General features: G+C 67.4%; 15 protein-coding genes, 3 tRNA genes and 1 pseudogene. 10 read left to right on the plus strand and 9 right to left on the minus strand.

Annotated features, from left to right (window positions below):
- Window positions 1-148: 148 nt before the first annotated feature.
- Window positions 149-1,144: a bile acid:sodium symporter family protein gene (locus tag ACFX59_RS15970; RefSeq protein WP_387433621.1), complete on the minus strand. Its 996-nt coding sequence runs from the start codon at window positions 1,142-1,144 to the stop codon at window positions 149-151.
- 404 nt (window positions 1,145-1,548) lie between these two features.
- The gene (locus ACFX59_RS15975) at window positions 1,549-2,016 is read right to left on the minus strand and encodes an Lrp/AsnC family transcriptional regulator (RefSeq protein ID WP_354296265.1); all 468 of its coding nucleotides are present in this window, start codon (window positions 2,014-2,016) and stop codon (window positions 1,549-1,551) included.
- Between the two features lie 117 nt (window positions 2,017-2,133).
- Here ACFX59_RS15975 and ACFX59_RS15980 point away from each other — a divergent pair, with 117 nt between their 5' ends.
- From ACFX59_RS15980 to ACFX59_RS15990, 3 genes are all read left to right on the plus strand, one after another.
- The gene (locus ACFX59_RS15980; protein WP_387433624.1) at window positions 2,134-3,279 is read left to right on the plus strand and encodes a PLP-dependent cysteine synthase family protein; all 1,146 of its coding nucleotides are present in this window, start codon (window positions 2,134-2,136) and stop codon (window positions 3,277-3,279) included.
- On the plus strand, window positions 3,276-5,291 hold the full coding sequence (locus ACFX59_RS15985; RefSeq protein ID WP_387433627.1) for a M3 family metallopeptidase: 2,016 nt from the start codon (window positions 3,276-3,278) through the stop codon (window positions 5,289-5,291). The genes ACFX59_RS15980 and ACFX59_RS15985 overlap by 4 nt, the downstream gene beginning before the upstream one ends.
- A gap of 153 nt (window positions 5,292-5,444) precedes the next feature.
- Window positions 5,445-6,905, plus strand: a complete 1,461-nt coding sequence (locus ACFX59_RS15990) for a globin-coupled sensor protein (RefSeq protein WP_307104480.1) — start codon at window positions 5,445-5,447, stop codon at window positions 6,903-6,905.
- A 248-nt stretch (window positions 6,906-7,153) separates the two neighbouring features.
- Here the strand turns inward: ACFX59_RS15990 and ACFX59_RS15995 are convergent.
- The 3 genes from ACFX59_RS15995 to ACFX59_RS16005 form a co-directional block, all read right to left on the minus strand.
- Window positions 7,154-7,229 (minus strand) — tRNA-Ala (locus ACFX59_RS15995).
- Between the two features lie 72 nt (window positions 7,230-7,301).
- Window positions 7,302-7,377: transfer RNA gene (locus tag ACFX59_RS16000), tRNA-Ala, on the minus strand.
- Window positions 7,378-7,464: 87 nt separating this feature from the next.
- The gene (locus ACFX59_RS16005) at window positions 7,465-7,788 is read right to left on the minus strand and encodes a TIGR02300 family protein (RefSeq protein WP_307104832.1); all 324 of its coding nucleotides are present in this window, start codon (window positions 7,786-7,788) and stop codon (window positions 7,465-7,467) included.
- Between the two features lie 95 nt (window positions 7,789-7,883).
- Between ACFX59_RS16005 and aroA the strand changes: the two genes are divergently transcribed.
- From aroA to ACFX59_RS16040, 7 genes and pseudogenes are all read left to right on the plus strand, one after another.
- Window positions 7,884-9,215 (plus strand): 3-phosphoshikimate 1-carboxyvinyltransferase, encoded by a 1,332-nt coding sequence (gene aroA / locus ACFX59_RS16010; protein WP_387433629.1) that lies wholly within the window; start codon window positions 7,884-7,886, stop codon window positions 9,213-9,215.
- The gene (gene cmk, locus ACFX59_RS16015; protein WP_387433632.1) at window positions 9,212-9,844 is read left to right on the plus strand and encodes a (d)CMP kinase; all 633 of its coding nucleotides are present in this window, start codon (window positions 9,212-9,214) and stop codon (window positions 9,842-9,844) included. Before aroA ends, cmk begins: the two co-directional genes overlap by 4 nt.
- 387 nt (window positions 9,845-10,231) lie before the next feature.
- A complete protein-coding gene (gene rpsA / locus ACFX59_RS16020; protein WP_307104474.1) occupies window positions 10,232-11,941 on the plus strand; it encodes a 30S ribosomal protein S1 in 1,710 nt (569 codons plus the stop codon).
- Between the two features lie 123 nt (window positions 11,942-12,064).
- Window positions 12,065-12,379, plus strand: a pseudogene (locus tag ACFX59_RS16025) (integration host factor subunit beta); the annotation flags it as partial.
- A gap of 111 nt (window positions 12,380-12,490) precedes the next feature.
- Window positions 12,491-12,574 (plus strand) — tRNA-Leu (locus ACFX59_RS16030).
- 140 nt (window positions 12,575-12,714) lie between these two features.
- Window positions 12,715-14,016, plus strand: coding sequence for an ABC transporter substrate-binding protein (locus tag ACFX59_RS16035; protein WP_387433635.1), 1,302 nt, complete (start codon window positions 12,715-12,717; stop codon window positions 14,014-14,016).
- A gap of 5 nt (window positions 14,017-14,021) precedes the next feature.
- Window positions 14,022-14,441 (plus strand): DUF4112 domain-containing protein, encoded by a 420-nt coding sequence (locus ACFX59_RS16040; RefSeq protein ID WP_387433638.1) that lies wholly within the window; start codon window positions 14,022-14,024, stop codon window positions 14,439-14,441.
- Between the two features lie 8 nt (window positions 14,442-14,449).
- On the opposite strand, the gene ACFX59_RS16045 is transcribed toward ACFX59_RS16040, so the two are convergent.
- The 4 genes from ACFX59_RS16045 to nadA are packed head-to-tail and all read right to left on the minus strand — an operon-like array spanning window position 14,450 to window position 17,395.
- Complete coding sequence (locus ACFX59_RS16045) at window positions 14,450-15,157, minus strand: ribonuclease T (RefSeq protein WP_387433641.1); 708 nt, start codon at window positions 15,155-15,157, stop codon at window positions 14,450-14,452.
- Window positions 15,154-15,549, minus strand: a complete 396-nt coding sequence (locus ACFX59_RS16050) for a hypothetical protein (RefSeq protein ID WP_387433644.1) — start codon at window positions 15,547-15,549, stop codon at window positions 15,154-15,156. Before ACFX59_RS16050 ends, ACFX59_RS16045 begins: the two co-directional genes overlap by 4 nt.
- A 26-nt stretch (window positions 15,550-15,575) precedes the next feature.
- Window positions 15,576-16,412, minus strand: a complete 837-nt coding sequence (gene nadC / locus ACFX59_RS16055; protein WP_387433646.1) for a carboxylating nicotinate-nucleotide diphosphorylase — start codon at window positions 16,410-16,412, stop codon at window positions 15,576-15,578.
- Window positions 16,409-17,395 carry a quinolinate synthase NadA gene (gene nadA / locus ACFX59_RS16060; protein ID WP_309703576.1) on the minus strand — a complete coding sequence of 329 codons (987 nt, stop codon included), beginning with the start codon at window positions 17,393-17,395 and terminating at the stop codon, window positions 16,409-16,411. The genes nadC and nadA overlap by 4 nt, the downstream gene beginning before the upstream one ends.
- Between the last annotated feature and the right edge of the window lie 12 nt (window positions 17,396-17,407).

The following is a 17,407-nucleotide window of genomic DNA, read 5'->3' on the forward strand; positions in this document are numbered from 1 at the left end:
TCAAGTGCGCCGATCTGTCGTGACTGCATCGGTCGACCGTGTCGGCCACCGCTGCGGTGAAACCCCTCTAGGCGGGGACCATCCGGGGGTCAACAGTTTTTTTCACAGCAATGTCGTTTTTCTTGCGCGAGCCTGAAATATCCTGTCGCTAGGCTTTCTCGCTCGCCCGAGCCCCCTCGCCTTCCCCATCGGCCTGCTCGCCATAATGACGCGCAAGCATGGCGCAGGCGATGAGCTGGATCTGGTGGAAGAGCATGACCGGCAGCAGGATGATGCCGACCTGTGCTGCCGGGAACAAGACGCCCGCCATCGGCACGCCCGAAGCGAGGCTCTTCTTCGACCCGCAAAATTGCAGCACGATCGCGTCGGCCCGTGGCAGGCGCACGACCCGCGCGATCAGGAACGTCGCCGTCAGGATCACGCCGAGCAGCAACAGGCACAGCAGGGCGAGCTTCCCCAGATCGGCGGGCGACACGCGCGACCACAGCCCCTCGACCACCGCCGCGCCAAAGGCCGTATAGACGACGAGCAGGATCGAGCCGCGATCGACTATGGTCAGCAGCGACTTGCGACGGGCCACGAACCCGCCGATCCAGGGGCGCAGCAGATGGCCGATCACGAACGGCGCAAGCAATTGCAGCAGAATGCCCTCGATCGACGCCAGCGAGACGCCGCCCCCGCCATCGACCTTCATCAGCAAGGCCACCAGAGCCGGGGTCAGCACGATGCCCAGGAGATTGGAGAAGGAGGCACTACAGATCGCCGCCGCGACATTGCCACGCGCGATCGCGGTGAAGGCGATCGAGGATTGCACCGTCGAGGGCAGCAGGGTCAGGAACAGGATGCCGGTCGCCAGCGACGGATCGACGCCGGGCATATGCGACAGGGCAAGACCGAGCAGCGGAAACAGGATGAAGGTCGACGCCAGCACCGCCAGATGGAGCGGCCAGTTGCGCAGCCCTTGCCAGATCGCGTCGCGCGACAGCTTGGCACCGTGCAGGAAGAACAGAAGGAAGATCCCCGCATCCGCCATATAGCCCGCATAGACGGCGAATGCCCCGCGCGCGGGCAGGATCGTCGCCAGCAGGACGGTGCCCAACAGGCTGAGCACAAAGGGTTCGAAGATGGAAAAAAGGCGCTGCATCGTCGGCGCTCCCTGAAATGGCGGTCGAGCACCGGCTGTCTGAACGGACCGGCACGGCCTTGCGCGCCAGATAGGTCATGAAGGCTGTCGCTGCCAAGCGCGTGGGGACGATGTTGCAAAGGAAAATGGGGGGAGCGATGGCCGATACGCTCAACCCCCATCCCGGTCGTCCAGCCGATGCCGGTCTCACCGGCGGCTTCCACTCCCGTTTATGATTCTGTCTTCGTTGGCCGACGACGCCTTCATTCCGTAGGGGAAAGCGCGGCCAAAAAAAAGGCCGGTCTTGCGACCGGCCGGAAAGTTTTTAGGAGAGGATGCCTGAAAGGCTCGTCCCTTGTGCATCGCAGCAGCGATTGACGCAATTGCAACCTCAACAAATGCAGTTGCAGAAAATGCAATCCATATCATCGGGGCGGCTGGGGCAGCGGGATCGCGGTGCTGTGCTTGATCTCCTCCATCGCGAAGGCGGCGCTGACATCGACCAGGCGGACGCGTTCGATGAGTCGCTTATAGACCCGGTCATAGGATTTGATGTCGGCCACGCGGATCTTGAGCAGATAGTCGATCTCCCCCGCCATGCGGTAGAACTCGACGACCTCGGGCATGTCGTTCACCGCCTTGGCGAAATCATCGAGCCAGGCGGCGGAATGCTCGGCGGTGCGCACGCTGACGAAGACGGTCATCCCCGCATCCAGCTTTTCCGGATCGAGCAGCGCCACCCGGCCGAGGATGATCCCCTCCTCCTCCAGCCGCCGGATGCGCCGCCAGCAGGCATTTTGCGAAAGATTCACCCGTGCGGCCACTTCGGCGACCGACAGGCTGGCATCCGCCTGGAGCTGGGCGAGGATGGCGGTGTCAATTCTATCGATCATATGGCCCTCACATGGGATTTTCTCACACCAGAAACCAATCCTACCGTCAACTTTGGTATGATTTCGCGATTGGAACCGCATATCCTTTCCGGCAACGAAGGAAAATATGCCATGTTGATGACCGCGCCCCCCCGCCCCGCCACCGATCAGGATGCGATCCAGGGCGCAGTCGATGTGCTGGGCATCGCCGTCACGGAGAAGCCGGTCGACCGGCATTTCGTCGATGCCGCGCTGGCGGTGCTCGACCGGGATCGGCGCCGTTGCCCGGAAACGCCGCTGCTGGCCGTCACCCTCCCCTCGGCACCCCATGTCGACCTGTATCTGAAGGACGAATCGGCGCATCCGACGGGCAGCCTGAAGCACCGGCTGGCGCGGTCGCTGTTCATCGGCGGGATCGTCGCGGGCGTCATTCGCGCGGGTCGCCCGCTGGTCGAGGCATCGTCGGGATCGACGGCAGTGTCGGAGGCCTATTTCGCGCGGCTGCTCGGCCTGCCCTTCCACGCCGTCATGCCCGCCAGCACCGCAGGCGCCAAGATCGCCGCGATCCAGGCGCAGGGCGGCCAATGCCATCTGGTCGAGCCGCACCGCCTGTATGACGAGGCGCGCGACCTGGCCGATGCGCTGGGCGGCGTCTATCTCGACCAGTTCACCAATGCCGCGCCCGCGACCGACTGGCGCTGCGACAATATCGCCTCGGCGATCCTGACCCAGATGGCGGGCGAGCCGCATGCCGTTCCCGAATGGATCGTGGTGGGCGCGGGAACCGGCGGGACCGCCGCCACGATCGGGCGGCATTGTCGCTATCGCGGGCTCCCTACCCGGCTTTGTGTCGCCGATGTCGAGCATAGCGCCTTTTTCCAGGGCTATCGCGACGATGATCCCACCGCGCGCTGCCCCGCCCCGTCGCGGATCGAGGGGGTCGGCCGGCCCCGTGTCGAGCCGTCCTTCCTGCCCGGTGCGATCGACCGGATGATGAAGCTGCCCGACGCCGTGTCGATCGCGGGGATGCGGATCGCGGGCGAGTGCCTGGGGCGGCCGGTGGGGCCGTCGACGGGCGCGAACTTCGTCGCCGCCGCGCTGCTGGCGCTGGACATGACCGCGGCCGGACGAGCCGGATCGATCGCCACGCTGATCTGCGACCATGGCGCGCGCTATGCCGATTGCCACCATGATCCGCGCTGGTTGGCGCATCAGGGGCTTGCCGAAAGCGTCGACGCTGCCGAGATGTCGCTTCGCACGATGCTGCTCAAGGACGCCGAATGACCATCAATCCGCTTCTCGCCGATACCGACCTTCCCGATTTCGCCGCCGTCCGGCCCGAGCATCTGGTGCCCGCCGCCCAGGCGCTGATCGCCGATGCCCGCGCCGCCGCCGACCGGATCGGCGGATCCAACGCCAGCGATTTCGCCGATGTCGTGCTGGCCAGCGAGCGCGCGGGGTTCGCGATAGCGCGAGGCTGGTCGCCCGCCGGGCATCTTCATTCGGTCGCCGACACCCCCGAGCTGCGCGCCGCCTATGCCGAGGCGCAGGCGATGCTCGCCGAATATGGGCTGGAGGCCGGGCAGGACCCGCGCTTGTTCGCCGCGTTCAACCGGGTCGACCTCGCGCCGCTGACCGAGACCGAGGCCCGCGCGGTCGTGCTGGCGCGGCGCGACTTCACTTTGTCGGGCGTCGGGCTGGACGATGCGGCCAAGGCGCGGTTCCGCGAGATCGGGGTCGAGTTGAACAAGCTGACCACCGAGTTCGGCAATGCCGTGCTCGATTCGAGCGAGGCATGGGGCGAGCACGTCACCGACGAGGCGCTGCTGTCGGGCCTGACCGACAATGCCAAGGCGATCCTGGCCGCCTATGCCGCCGAGAAGGAGCTGGACGGCTGGCTCGTCACGCTGCGCGAACCCAGCGTTCAGGCGATCCTGACCCAGGCCGACAATCGCGACCTGCGCGCCCGCGTCGCCAAGGCCTATGCCACCCGCGCCTCGGACCAGGCCGCCGATCCCACCCATGACAACAGCGCCCGGATCGACCGCATCCTGGAGTTGCGCCATGAGGCCGCCAAGTTGCTCGGCTTTTCCGACGCCGCCGCGCGCTCGGTCGAGACCAAGATGGCGCAGTCGGCCGACGAGGCGCTCGCCTTCCTGTCCGACCTGGCCGCCCGCGCGCGTCCGCTGGCGGAGCGCGAACTGGCCGAGGCGAGCGCCTATGCCGCCGAGACGTTCGGCATCGCCAAGCTGGAGCCCTGGGACACCGGCTATGTCGCCGAGCATATGCGCCGCGAACGCTTCGGCGTCGATCGCGAGGCGATCCGCGCCTATTTCCCCCTGCCCCGCGTCATGGAGGGCACGACCGCGCTGATCGAGCGGCTCTATGGCATCCGCCTGGTCGAGCGGCCGGGCGTGTCGGTGTGGAATGCCGATGTCCGCTATTATGACGTGCAGGATGCGAGCGGCGAGATCGTCGCGGGCGTCTATTGCGATTTCCATGCCCGCGCGGGCAAGCGCGGGGGTGCCTGGATGGACGTGTGCCGTCCGCGCTTCCGCGATGCCGACCGGTTCCATCGGCCGATCGCCTATCTGACCTGCAACTTCCCGCCCGCGACCGGCGATACGCCCGCGCTGCTGGCGCATGGCGATGTGGTCACGCTGCTCCACGAGTTCGGCCATGTGCTCCACCACCTGCTGACCGAGGTCGACCTGCCCTCGATCGGCGGGATTTCCAGCGTGGAATGGGATGCGGTCGAGCTGCCCAGCCAGTTCATGGAGAATTTCGCCTGGGACCGCGACACGCTGACCCAGCTGTCCGCGCATGTCGAAACCGGCGAGCCGCTTCCCGACGACCTGTTCGCCAAGATGCTGGCGGCGCGGCGGTTCCAGGCCGGGCTGTTCCTGCTGCGCCAGATCGAGTTCGCGACCTTCGACCTGCGGCTGCATCGCGACTTCGACCCGGCGCAGGGCGGCCGGGTGATGGCGGTGCTGAATGCGGTGCGCGACGAGGTGGCGGTGATCCGCCCGCCCGAATGGAATCGCTTCCCGCACAGCTTCGCCCATATCTTCGCGGGCGGCTATGCGGCGGGCTATTACAGCTATCTCTGGGCCGAACTGCTGTCGGCCGACGCCTTCGCCGCCTTTGCCGAGGAGGGCCAGGTGGCGGGCGACCGGTTCCGCCGCGAGGTGCTGGCGCGCGGGGCGAGTCGTCCGGCCGCCGAGAATTTCCGCGCTTTCCGCGGCCGCGCGCCGGAGCCGGATGCGCTGCTGCGCCATCACGGGCTGGCCGCCTGAGCCCAGGGGCCGGGTTCGCGCAGGCGGCCCGGCCCGTTTCGGGGCCGATCGCGTAACCGACGTGGGTTGCGGGAAAAAATTGCGCCCCATCGGTAACCGCCACGGCTTCTTAACCCTCTTTGCCATAACAGGGCATGGCATGGAGGATGGGCCGTGAGCGGATCGGAACATATTGATTTTGAGCAGAGGCTGGCGGCGTTCGACTATGACGCGCAAAGCTATGCCACCTTCCCGATGGTCAAGCGCGCGATCGAACGGCACGCCCCCGCGGCGCTGACCGCGCTATACCGTCACATCGCCAACACGTCGCAGATCCGGGGGCTGTTCGCGTCGCAGGCGCGGATGGACCATGCCCGCGACAAGCAGATGGAGCATTGGCGCAAGCTGTTCTCGCGCCCGCTCGACCGCGACTATGCCGCCTCCTCGACCCATATCGGGCAGGTCCATGCCCGGATCGGGCTGGCGCCGACCTGGTATATCAGCGGCTATGCGCGGATGCTGGAATATGTCCTGCCCAAGCTGATCCTCGGGCGGCTGCTCTGGCCCTTCGGCGCGCGGCGGCGCGCACGGGCGGCGACCGCGCTGGTCAAGGCGTCGCTGATCGACATGGATATCGCGCTGGCCGCCTATTTCGAGGCCGAACAAGCCGGGCGCCGCGCCGTCATCGAACGCTGCGGCGCGGTGTTCGACCGAATGGCGAAGGGCGACCTGACCGCCTCGCTCGACGGGCTGCCGACCGAATATCAGGCGCTGGCCGACAGTTTCGAGGCGATGCGCACCCAGATGTGCGCGACGCTGGGCGTGGTGACCCAGTCGGGCGAGGAGATCCGCATCGGGTCGGGCGACATCCGCCTGGCCTCGGACGACCTGTCCGACCGCACCAAGCAGCAGGCCGCCTCGCTGGAGGAAACGGCGGCGGCGATGCAGCAGATCACCACCACGGTCCGCCAGACCGCCGACGGCGCCTCGCGCGCCAACCGGATCGTCGGCGAGGCGCGTCAGGAAGCCGAGGAATCGGGCCAGATCGTCCGCCGCGCGGTCGAGGCGATGGGCGGGATCGAGCGCGCCTCGTCCGAAATCAGCGAGATCATCAGCGTCATCGACGGCATCTCGTTCCAGACCAACCTGCTCGCGCTGAACGCAGGGGTCGAGGCGGCGCGCGCGGGCGAGGCGGGCAAGGGCTTTGCCGTCGTCGCCAGCGAGGTCCGCGCACTGGCCCAGCGGTCCGCCGAGGCGGCCAAGGACGTCAAGACGCGAATCCTCGCCTCGTCCGACCAGGTCGGCACGGGCGTCGAATTGGTCAACGAGGCCGGCGAGGCGCTGCAGCGAATCATCGGACGGATCGGCGAGATCAGCGAGTTGGTGTCGCAGATCGCGGCGTCGGCCGGGCAACAGTCGATCGGGCTGCAACAGGTCAACACTGCGGTATCCGAAATGGATGGCGTGACCCAGCGCAATGCCGCGATGGTCGAACAGGCGACCTCGTCCGCGCGCAAGCTGGCGCTGGAGGCCGAGACGCTGGCCCGCGAAGTCGCCCGTTTCCGGCTGACCGACATGACCGGCGACGCCGCCAACCCCGTTCACCGAATGCAGCGGCGGCTGGCGGCGGTCTGATCGGGCCTGACGGCGCGTTTTCCATTCACCGGGGAATGTTGCGACCGCCGCCATGTCCCCCACTCGTTCGCGCTGAGCGAAGTCGAAGCGCATGGGCAGCCTTTGCCGCCTGGCGAAGCCCTGTTCCTTCGCCTTCGCTCGGGCAGACGGGTCCTGCCGGGCTTGCCCAGCAAGCGACGCGACGCACAATGCGAAAAACCACCCATGGACGACCAGGGCGGTTGAAGCTGTCAGCGATGTCGAAAGGATGGTGGAGCCGAGGGGGATCGAACCCCTGACCTTCGCAATGCCATTGCGACGCTCTCCCAGCTGAGCTACGGCCCCATCAATGTCGGCATGGCCCGGCGGGATGCGGGTCAGCCTGCCAGCAGCTTAGCTGCCGACGGTCCTGCGGAATGGTGGAGCCGAGGGGGATCGAACCCCTGACCTTCGCAATGCCATTGCGACGCTCTCCCAGCTGAGCTACGGCCCCGTTCCGCTGTGGAGGCAGCCCACTAGCGGGGCCGCCGGGGCTCGGCAAGTACTTTTTTCAGGTCCCTGCCGAACCCCGTCGAACGACTTAGTGTTCGTCATCCTCGCTGGACGTCTCGACGCCCAGATCGTCGTCGCCGCCCAGATCGACCTCGTCGTCGGGCGAGGGCTCTTCGTCCTCACCCGTGATGTCCAGATCCTCGTCGTCGCCGCCCGCCAGATCGCTGTCGGCTTCCTTGTTCTCGGCCTTGACCTGCTCGAACGGCAGGGGCTGCTTCGACTTCAGGATGGGCTCGGGCTCCCACTGCGTCCCGCAATTGATGCAGGTGACGGGGTCGTCCTTTTCGAGGTCGTAAAAGCGCGTCGCGCATTTCGGGCACGTACGCTTCGTGCCCCATTCCGGCTTGATCATGCCGTTCATACCTTTCGGATTGGGTTTTCCGCCGGAGCGAAAAGTGGGCGCGCCTTGCCACAGCGCAAGGCCCCTGTCAAAAGCCCGCGCCATCTATGGCGCACACTCTTCCCCAGCCTCGCACCGTGCGAGCCGCCGCCGCCCTTCGCGGCACCATCGCCGTTCCGGGCGACAAATCGATCAGCCACCGCTCGCTGATGCTCTCCGCGCTCGCGGTCGGGCAAAGCCGGGTCCGGGGCCTGCTGGAGGGCGAGGACGTGCTCGCCACCGCCAGCGCGATGCGCGCGATGGGCGCGGACATCGTCCGGCAGGATGACGGGGTGTGGGTGATCCACGGCGTCGGGGTCGGCGGGCTGCTCCAGCCCGAGACCGCGCTCGACATGGGCAATTCGGGCACCTCGACGCGGTTGCTGATGGGTCTGGTCGCCAGCCATCCGATCACCGCCACCTTCACCGGCGACGCCTCTTTGTCCAAGCGCCCGATGGGCCGCGTCATCGATCCGCTGTCGCAAATGGGCGCGCAGTTCCAGGACACGCCGGGCGGCCGCCTGCCGCTGATGGTCCGGGGGATCAGCCCGGCAGTGCCCATCCGCTACACCCTGCCGGTCGCCTCGGCCCAGGTGAAGTCGGCGATCCTGCTCGCGGGGCTCAACACGCCGGGCGAAACGACGGTGATCGAGCCGATCGCGACCCGCGACCATAGCGAGCGGATGTTGGCGGGCTTCGGCGCCGAACTGACCGTCACCCCCTCGCCCGAGGGGCGGATCATCACGATTCGCGGGCAAGCCGAGCTGAAGCCGCAGGATATCGTCGTACCGGGCGATCCCTCCTCGGCCGCCTTCTGGCTGGTCGCGGGGTCGATCGTGCCGGGCGCGGACGTGACGATCACCAATGTCGGCATGAACCCGACCCGGACCGGCATCATCGCGGCGCTCAAGATGATGGGCGCGGACATCACCGAACTGGATGCCCGCATCGTCGGCGGCGAGCCGGTGGCCGACCTGCGCGTCCGCCACGCCCCCCTGACGGCGATCGAGGTGCCGCCCGAGCTGACGCCCAGCATGATCGACGAATATCCCGTGCTGTTCGTCGCCGCCGCCTTCGCGACCGGCACGACCATCGCACGCGGCGCGGAGGAACTGCGCGTCAAGGAGTCGGATCGCATCACCGCCATGGCCGAAGCGCTGGGCGCATGCGGTGTCCGTTGCGAGGAATATGAGGACGGCATGGCCGTGACCGGCACCGGCGGCGATCCGATCCCCGGCGGCGCGACCATCGCGACGCTGCTCGACCACCGGATCGCCATGAGCATGACCATCGCGGCGCTGAACTCCCGTGATCCGATCACGCTGGACGATGCAGCGCCCGTCGCGACCAGCTATCCCGTCTTCTTCGACACGCTGGAGTCGCTGGGGGCGCTGGCATGATCATCGCGGTCGACGGACCGGCGGCCAGCGGCAAGGGCACCATCGCCCGCGCGCTGGCGAAGCATTATGGGCTGCCCCATCTCGACACCGGGCTGCTCTACCGCGCCGTGGCGGCGACGGTGCGCGCGATGCACCTCGACCCGACGCGCGAGGCCGATGCGGTCGCGGCGTGCAGCTTCGACGACAGCCTGCTCGCCGATCCGGCCTTGCGCGATGACGAGACGGGCAAGCTTGCCTCGGTCGTATCGGCGCATCCGCTGGTCCGCGCCGCGTTGCTCCAGCGGCAGAAGCGCTTCGCCAGCCAGCCGGGCGGCGCGATCCTCGACGGACGCGACATCGGCACGGTCATCGCCCCCGACGCCGACGCCAAGCTGTTCGTGAAGGCCAGCCCGCAGGTCCGCGCGCGGCGGCGGCATAACGAGCTGGCCGCGAACGGCTCGACCGCGAGCTTCGAGCAGGTGCTGGCCGACATCCGCGCCCGCGACGAGCGCGACAGCGGCCGGACGACGGCCCCCCTCACCCAGGCGGCGGATGCGGCGGCGCTGGATACCTCCAGCCTGACCATCGACGCCGCGGTCGCCCGCGCGATCCAGTTCGTCGACGCCCAGGTCGCGGCCAAGGGGCGCTAACATAATCCTCCCCAGCATGGGGAGGTGGCAGCGCGTCAGCGCTGACGGAGGGGGCAAGCCCCAAAGGTCAAACCTATGCGGCACGCCCCCTCCACCACCGCTTCGCGGCGGTCCCCCTCCCCGTACCGGGGAGGATAGCCCTTACCTTGCACAAAACCCCATTTTCGGCTAAGGCACCCGCGCTCGCGGACCCTGTTCCGCGGAGAGGCTGACGCAGGGCCTTGCCCTCAGCGTCCTTTCCGCATTTGTCGCGGACCGCCGCTTTTCCGTGTTTCAGTCACATCTTCGGGCCTGGTGGCGTCGACATGGGGTCGGCGCGGCCATCGTCGAAGGCCGGGGCCGAATCTCCGACCGGAGGCGAAAAACTCTCAGGAACCTAACCCTTTTATGGCAACCAACCCCCAGCCCACGCGCGACGATTTCGCGGCGATGCTCGATGACATGTTCGGCGGTGCCGACAGCTTCGAGGGTCGCGTCGTGCATGGCACCGTCACCGCGATCGAAAACGACATGGCCGTCATCGACGTCGGTCTGAAGTCGGAAGGCCGTGTACCCCTCCGCGAATTCGCTGCCCCCGGCCAGAAGGCTGACCTGAAGGTCGGTGACGAGGTCGAGGTCTATGTCGACCGCGTCGAGAACATGCACGGCGAAGCGATGCTCAGCCGCGACCGCGCGCGCCGCGAGGCCGCCTGGGACAAGCTGGAGCTAGAATTCTCGAAGTCGGCCCGCGTCGAAGGCGTGATCTTCGGCCGCGTGAAGGGTGGCTTCACCGTCGACCTGAACGGCGCCGTGGCGTTCCTGCCGGGCTCGCAGGTTGACATCCGCCCCGTCCGCGACGTCACCCCGCTGATGGACATCCCGCAGCCGTTCCAGATCCTGAAGATGGACCGCAAGCGCGGCAACATCGTCGTGTCGCGTCGCGCGGTCCTGGAAGAGACCCGCGCCGAGCAGCGTTCGGGCCTGATCCAGAGCCTGGCCGAGGGTCAGATCATCGACGGCGTCGTCAAGAACATCACCGATTACGGTGCGTTTGTTGACCTGGGCGGCATCGACGGCCTGCTGCACGTCACCGACCTGTCGTACAAGCGCGTCAATCATCCGTCGGAGATGATCGCGATCGGCGACACCGTGCGCGTCCAGATCATCCGCATCAACAAGGACACGCAGCGCATCTCGCTCGGCATGAAGCAGCTTGAGAGCGATCCGTGGGATGGCGCCGGCGCCAAGTATCCGGTCGGCGCGAAGCTGTCGGGCCGCGTCACGAACATCACCGAATATGGTGCGTTCGTCGAGCTGGAGCCGGGCATCGAAGGCCTGGTCCACGTGTCGGAAATGTCCTGGACCAAGAAGAACGTCCATCCGGGCAAGATCGTGTCGACCTCGCAGGAAGTCGATGTGGTCGTCCTCGAGGTCGATCAGGAAAAGCGCCGCATCTCGCTCGGCCTCAAGCAGGCTCAGGCCAATCCGTGGGAGGCGTTCGCCGCCGCTCATCCGATCGGCTCGACCGTCGAGGGCGAAGTCAAGAACGCGACCGAGTTCGGCCTGTTCATCGGCCTGGACAACGATGTCGACGGCATGGTCCACATGTCGGACATCGCCTGGGGCGTGTCGGGTGAGGATGCCCTCAACCTGCACCGCAAGGGCGAAGTCGTTCAGGCCGTGGTTCTGGACATCGACCCCGAGAAGGAGCGCATCTCGCTCGGCATGAAGCAGCTCGAGCGCGGCGGCCCCGTTGCCGGCGGCGTGGCTGCGGCTGGCGATCGCCTGAACAAGAACCAGGTCGTCACCGTGACCGTCCTCGAAGTCCGCGACGCAGGGCTGGAAGTCCAGGCGGGCGACGATGGTGCGACCGGCTTCATCAAGCGTACCGATCTGGGTCGCGACCGTGACGAGCAGCGCCCCGAGCGCTTCCAGGTCGGCCAGAAGTTCGACGCGATGGTCACCGGCTTCGATCGTTCGAAGAAGCCGACCTTCTCGGTCAAGGCGATGCAGATCGCCGAAGAGAAGCAGGCGGTGGCGCAGTACGGTTCGTCCGACTCGGGCGCGTCGCTGGGCGACATCCTGGGCGAAGCGCTGAAGGCGCGCGGCCAGAAGTAAGCCGTTGGGCCGGGACACATCCGCTTTGCCGGATGTGTCCCGGTTTCGCACGCAATGGAACCAGTCCGTCGCTTAATCGTATAATAAAATCGCTTTCAGCAGCGAGAAACACAGGTTAGGAACGGCGCGTCTGTAGCTTGGGACAAGACGATGATCCGTTCGGAACTGGTACAAAAAATCGGTCAACACAATCCGGGGCTGAACCCGCGCGAAGTCGAGTTGATCGTAACCATCTTCTTCGATGAGATTACCAAGCGGCTGGCCGATAACGGTCGTGTCGAACTTCGTGGTTTCGGTGCCTTTTCTACCCGCGCGCGCAGCGCCCGCACCGGCCGCAATCCCCGGACCGGCGAAACCGTCGATGTCGACGCCAAGCGCGTCCCCTATTTCAAGCCCGGCAAGGAAATGCGCGCCCGCCTGAACGTCGAGGGGGCCTGATCCTTCTTGCCGCCACGCGGCGGGCCGACCGGACCGGGTGAGGTTCCTGCTCCCCGATGATCGGTCCATGCTTGACGTGGGCGACAACCTCGTCTCTTCCTGTGCCCGTGCGCGGACGTGGCGAAACCGGTAGACGCTGCCGACTTAAAATCGGCTTCCTATGGAGTGCGGGTTCGAGTCCCGCCGTCCGCACCATCCTGTTGACCGGCGCGCTGCTTGCCACTTCGGCTTGCGAGCGGCGGGCCGATACGGGTGCGGTTGTCGTCAGTGCGGTTCGGTCCTCCCCCGACAAGACTTCGCAGAGGCGCGACCCAGCCAACGCCAGCGCCGGCGACATGCCACATCGGCTGCTGCGCGATTCCCTGGCGCAAGGGCTCGTGCGGTTCGACGCCAATGGGCAGATCGAGCCGGGGCTGGCCGAGCGCTGGATCGTCATCGACGAGGGCGGCAGCTATATCTTCCGGTTGCGCGAGGCGACGTGGAATGACGGGTCGCCCGTCACCGCCGAACAGGTCGTGCCGATCTTGCGCCGCCTGATCACGCCCGGCTCGGGCAATCCGCTCGCGCCGTTTCTGACCGCCATCGACGAGATCGTCGTGATGACCCCGCAGGTCATCGAGGTCCGGCTGTCGCGTCCGCGCCCCGATCTGCTGAAACTCTTCGCCCAGCCCGAAATGGCGATCATCGACCGCGCGCGTCATGGCACGGGGCCGTTCCGCATCGTCCGCGCCGGGCCCCCGCCCCTGCTCCGCCTGATCCCCGACCCCCGCCGCGCCGAGCCCGAAGACGATGCGACGCCCGCGCCGGAGGACGATGTCCGCCTGATTGGCGAAAGCGCCGCACGGGGCATTCTTCGCTTTTCGCGCGGCGCGTCCGATCTGATGCTGGGCGGGCGGTTTGAGAATTGGCCGCTGCTCGATCTGGCGAAGATCGCCCCGGCGGCGGTGCGGGTCGATCCCGCTGCCGGGCTGTTCGGCTTTGCCATTGCCAACCGGGACGGGTTTCTAGGGGATGCGGCAAACCGCCAGGCGCTGTCGGCCGTATTCGACCGGGCCGCATTGCTCGGAGCGATCGCGCCCAATTGGGAGGCCAGTGACCGCCTGCTCCCCGATACGCTGGATTCGGACGCGCCGCCGCAAATCCCCGGCTGGGCGCTGCTGACGCTGGACGAACGCCGCGCCGCCGCCCGTGCGCGCGTCGCCGCCTGGGGACAGCCGGTGCACCTGCGCATCGCCCTGCCGCAAGGGCCGGGGGCGAACATGCTGTACGGACAGGTCGGCGCGACGCTGCTGTCGGTCGGCATCGTGCCCGAGCGCGTGGCGCTGGACGCGCCCGCCGACCTCCGGCTGACCGATGCGGTCGCCCCCTTCGACAGCGCGCGCTGGTATCTCGCCACCGCCTGCGCACCATGCGGCGATGCCGCCCGTGCAGCCATTGAGCAGGCCCGGCTCGCGCCCACTCTGGCCGCCCGCAGCGCGGCGATCGCCGCCGCCGATGCCGCGCTCAACGACGATACGCCCTATATCCCGCTGGCGCGTCCGCTGCGCTGGTCGCTGGTCAGCGGACGCCTGCGCCAGTTCCAGGCCAATAGCCGCGCCTGGCATCCATTGAACCGCCTGCGCGCCGACCCCAATTGAGGGGCATGGCCAAAGCGTCTCCCATCGACTCCTCGATCTTCGACAACCTTCCCCTCGACAAGGGGATCACCGCCAGTCGCCAGCGGATCGAGGCGATGGAAAGGCTGTTGGAACGCGTCGTCGTGCTGCCGGGGATCAATCGGCCGATCGGGCTCGACGTGATACTGGGGCTGGTGCCCGTAATAGGCGACATCGCCGCCGCCGCGCTGGGCAGCTACATCATCTGGGAAGCGCGCAATCTGGGCCTGTCGCGGTTCCAGATGGCGCGGATGATGGCCAATGTCGGGTTCGACGCGGTGCTGGGCTTCGTGCCGCTGATTGGGGATGCGGCGGACGTGCTGTTCCGGTCCAACACGCGCAACCTGCGGATCATCCGCAAGCATCTCGACAAGCATCATCCCTCCACCGTCACGGTGGAGGGATAAGCCGGCCTTCAGCGTTGACCGCGCCAGATCTTGATCGGGGCACCGGGTTGCAGGCCGCCCTGATGCGCGGGGCAGCGGGTATAGCGGAACGACTTGTTCAGGCAGATCCAGATTTCGTCCAGCCAGCCCTCGCGGGTCGCGGTGACGCGCATCATGTCCGCGGTCATGCCCCGGTTCGCGGCCGCCACCGCCATCGCGACGTCACCGGCGGTCAGATTGGCCTGACGCGACAGCGCCATCATGTCCGGGAAGCGCAGGCCGTGATAGAGCGCATTGGACTGCTGGAAATAACGCGCCGGGCTGTAGCCCGCCATGCAGGTGCCATGCTTGGCCCATTCATGCTGCATCAGCTGCGCCGAGGGGGTGGCGCAGATGTGACGGCGGACCACCGCCTGGGGCAGGATCGCGGTCGGGCGGCAATATTGCGGCCACTCCTTCTCCTCGCCATCCGGCCACAGGCCGTGCAGCGTGAAGCCGAAACGGTTGCCGGCGCCGCACTGGAAGCGGCTGTCGCCCTTCGGATCGCGGCAATATTGCGGGCTCCAGGTGATCGCCAGCGTATAGCTGCCGATGGGCAGCACGCGGGTCGGCTGGCTGGCGCTGGGCAGGTCGGGGCGGATGCGCTGCGGCCCCTGGGGGGCGGTGCATTGCAGCGTCTGCGCCGACAGCATCTGCGGCGCGGCCAGCATCGCCAGCCCGATCAGGATCGTCTTCATGCTTCGTTCTCCTCCGCCTTGGCGCGATACCAGGCCAGCGCATTGGGCCGCAGCAGCATCACCACCGCGACCAGCGACGCCGCCGCCTGCACCGCCGTCAGCACGCCGAACACCCCCTCCGCCAGCGCACCGACCGACACCTGGTACAGAAAGCCCAGCAGGTTGAGCACGGTCATCACGATCAGCAGGCCCAGCCCGATCCGGCTCGCCAGCCGGGTGGTCCACAGCGTCGCCAGCAGGAACAGCCCGATCAGCAGGACATTGGCGAAGATCGCGATGCCGACCCCCGCCTGCGCCACCGTATCGTTCCAGCCCAGCGCCGCCAGCACCACCAGCAACAGGATGGCGAGCAACGACAGCCGCTCGCCCAGGATCACCGATTTGGGTCGCAAGACCTTTCCCCTTTTCAGGCCACGGCTCAGGCCGCAGCGAAATCCAGCCCGATATCCGCCGCCGGGGCGGACTGGGTCAAGCGGCCGACGCTGACATAGGTCACGCCCGTCTCCGCCAGCGCGCGGATCGTGTCCAGACGGACGCCGCCCGATGCCTCGGTGGGTACGCGGCCCGCGACCAGCGCGACGCCCTCGGCCAGCATCGCCGGGCCCATATTGTCGAGCAGCAGGTGCGTCGCGCCTGCCGCCAGGGCCGGTTCGATCTGGTCGAGCGTATCGACCTCGACGATGATCCGCGCGATCCCCGCCGCCTTCGCCGCCGCGACCGCCGGGCCGATACCGCCCGCGACCGCGACGTGATTGTCCTTGATCATCGCCGCATCCCACAGGCCCATGCGGTGGTTCTGCGCGCCGCCCATGCGGGTGGCGTATTTCTCCAGGAGGCGCAGGCCGGGGATGGTCTTGCGCGTGTCGAGCAGCGTTGCCCCCGTCCCCGCCATGGCCGCGACATAGGCCGCCGTCATGGTCGCGATGCCCGACAGATGCTGGACGGTGTTGAGCGCGGACCGCTCGGCGGTCAGCATCGCGCGGGCTTGGCCCGACAGGCGGAGCAGCGCGGTGCCCGGCGCGACGGCCGCGCCGTCCTTGACCAGCCGCTCGATCGCGACTTCGGGGTCGAGGCGGCGGAAGAACGCCTCCGCGACGGGCAGCCCGGCGACGGTGATCGCATCGCGGCTGGCCATCGTCCCCACGAACCGCGCGCTCGCCGGAATCACCGCGGCGGAGGTGATGTCGCCGCCCGGCCCCATATCCTCGGCCAGCGTCGTGGTGACGAAGCCGTCGAGGTCGAAGCCCTCGATCACGAACGCGGGCCCAGATCGCCCTTGCCGACCGTTCCGCTTGCCAGCGTCAGCATCGCGTCGAGGCTCTTCTTGGCCTGGAGCCGCAGCCCCTCCTCGATCTCGACGCGCGGGGTCAGGTCGCGGAGCGCGAGGTACAGCTTCTCCATGGTATTCAGCGCCATGTACGGGCAGATGTTGCAGTTGCAATTGCCGTCCGCGCCGGGGGCGCCGATGAAGGTCTTGCCCGGCATCGCCTTCTGCATCTGGTGGATGATGTGCGGCTCGGTCGCGACGATCAGCGTGTCGCCGGTGATGCCTTGCGCGAATTCCAGGATGCCGCGCGTCGAGCCGACATAATCGGCATGATCCAGGATGACGGCGGGGCATTCGGGATGCGCGGCGATCGGCGCGTCCGGATGCTCGGCGCGCAGCTTCAACAGCTCGGTTTCGCTAAACGCCTCGTGCACGATGCACACGCCCGGCCATAGCAGCATGTCGCGCCCGGTCTTGCGCGCCAGATAGCCGCCCAGATTGCGGTCGGGGCCGAAGATGATCTTCTGCGCCGGGTCGATCTGCGCCAGGATCTGCTCGGCGGAGGACGACGTCACGATGATGTCGGACAGCGCCTTCACCTCGGTCGAGCAGTTGATATAGGTCAGCGCGATATGGTCGGGGTGCTGCGCGCGGAACTCGGCGAACTGTTCGGGGGGACAGCTGTCCTCCAGGCTGCATCCGGCCGCCATGTCGGGCAGCACGACGATCTTGTCGGGCGACAGGATCTTGGCCGTCTCCGCCATGAAGCGCACGCCGCAAAAGGCGATGACGTCCGCGTCGGTCGCCTGCGCCTTGCGGCTGAGGTCCAGGCTGTCGCCGACGAAATCGGCCAGGTCCTGAATCTCGGGCTTCTGGTAATAATGGGCGAGGATGACGGCGTTGCGTTCCTTGCGGAGCCGGTCGATCTCGGCGCGCAGGTCGAGGCCCGTCAGATTCGTCTGGATGGTCATGTTTCCTCCCCT

It is taken from the genome of Sphingomonas sp. NCPPB 2930, from assembly GCF_042867205.1.
Taxonomy (GTDB): Bacteria; Pseudomonadota; Alphaproteobacteria; order Sphingomonadales; family Sphingomonadaceae; genus Sphingomonas.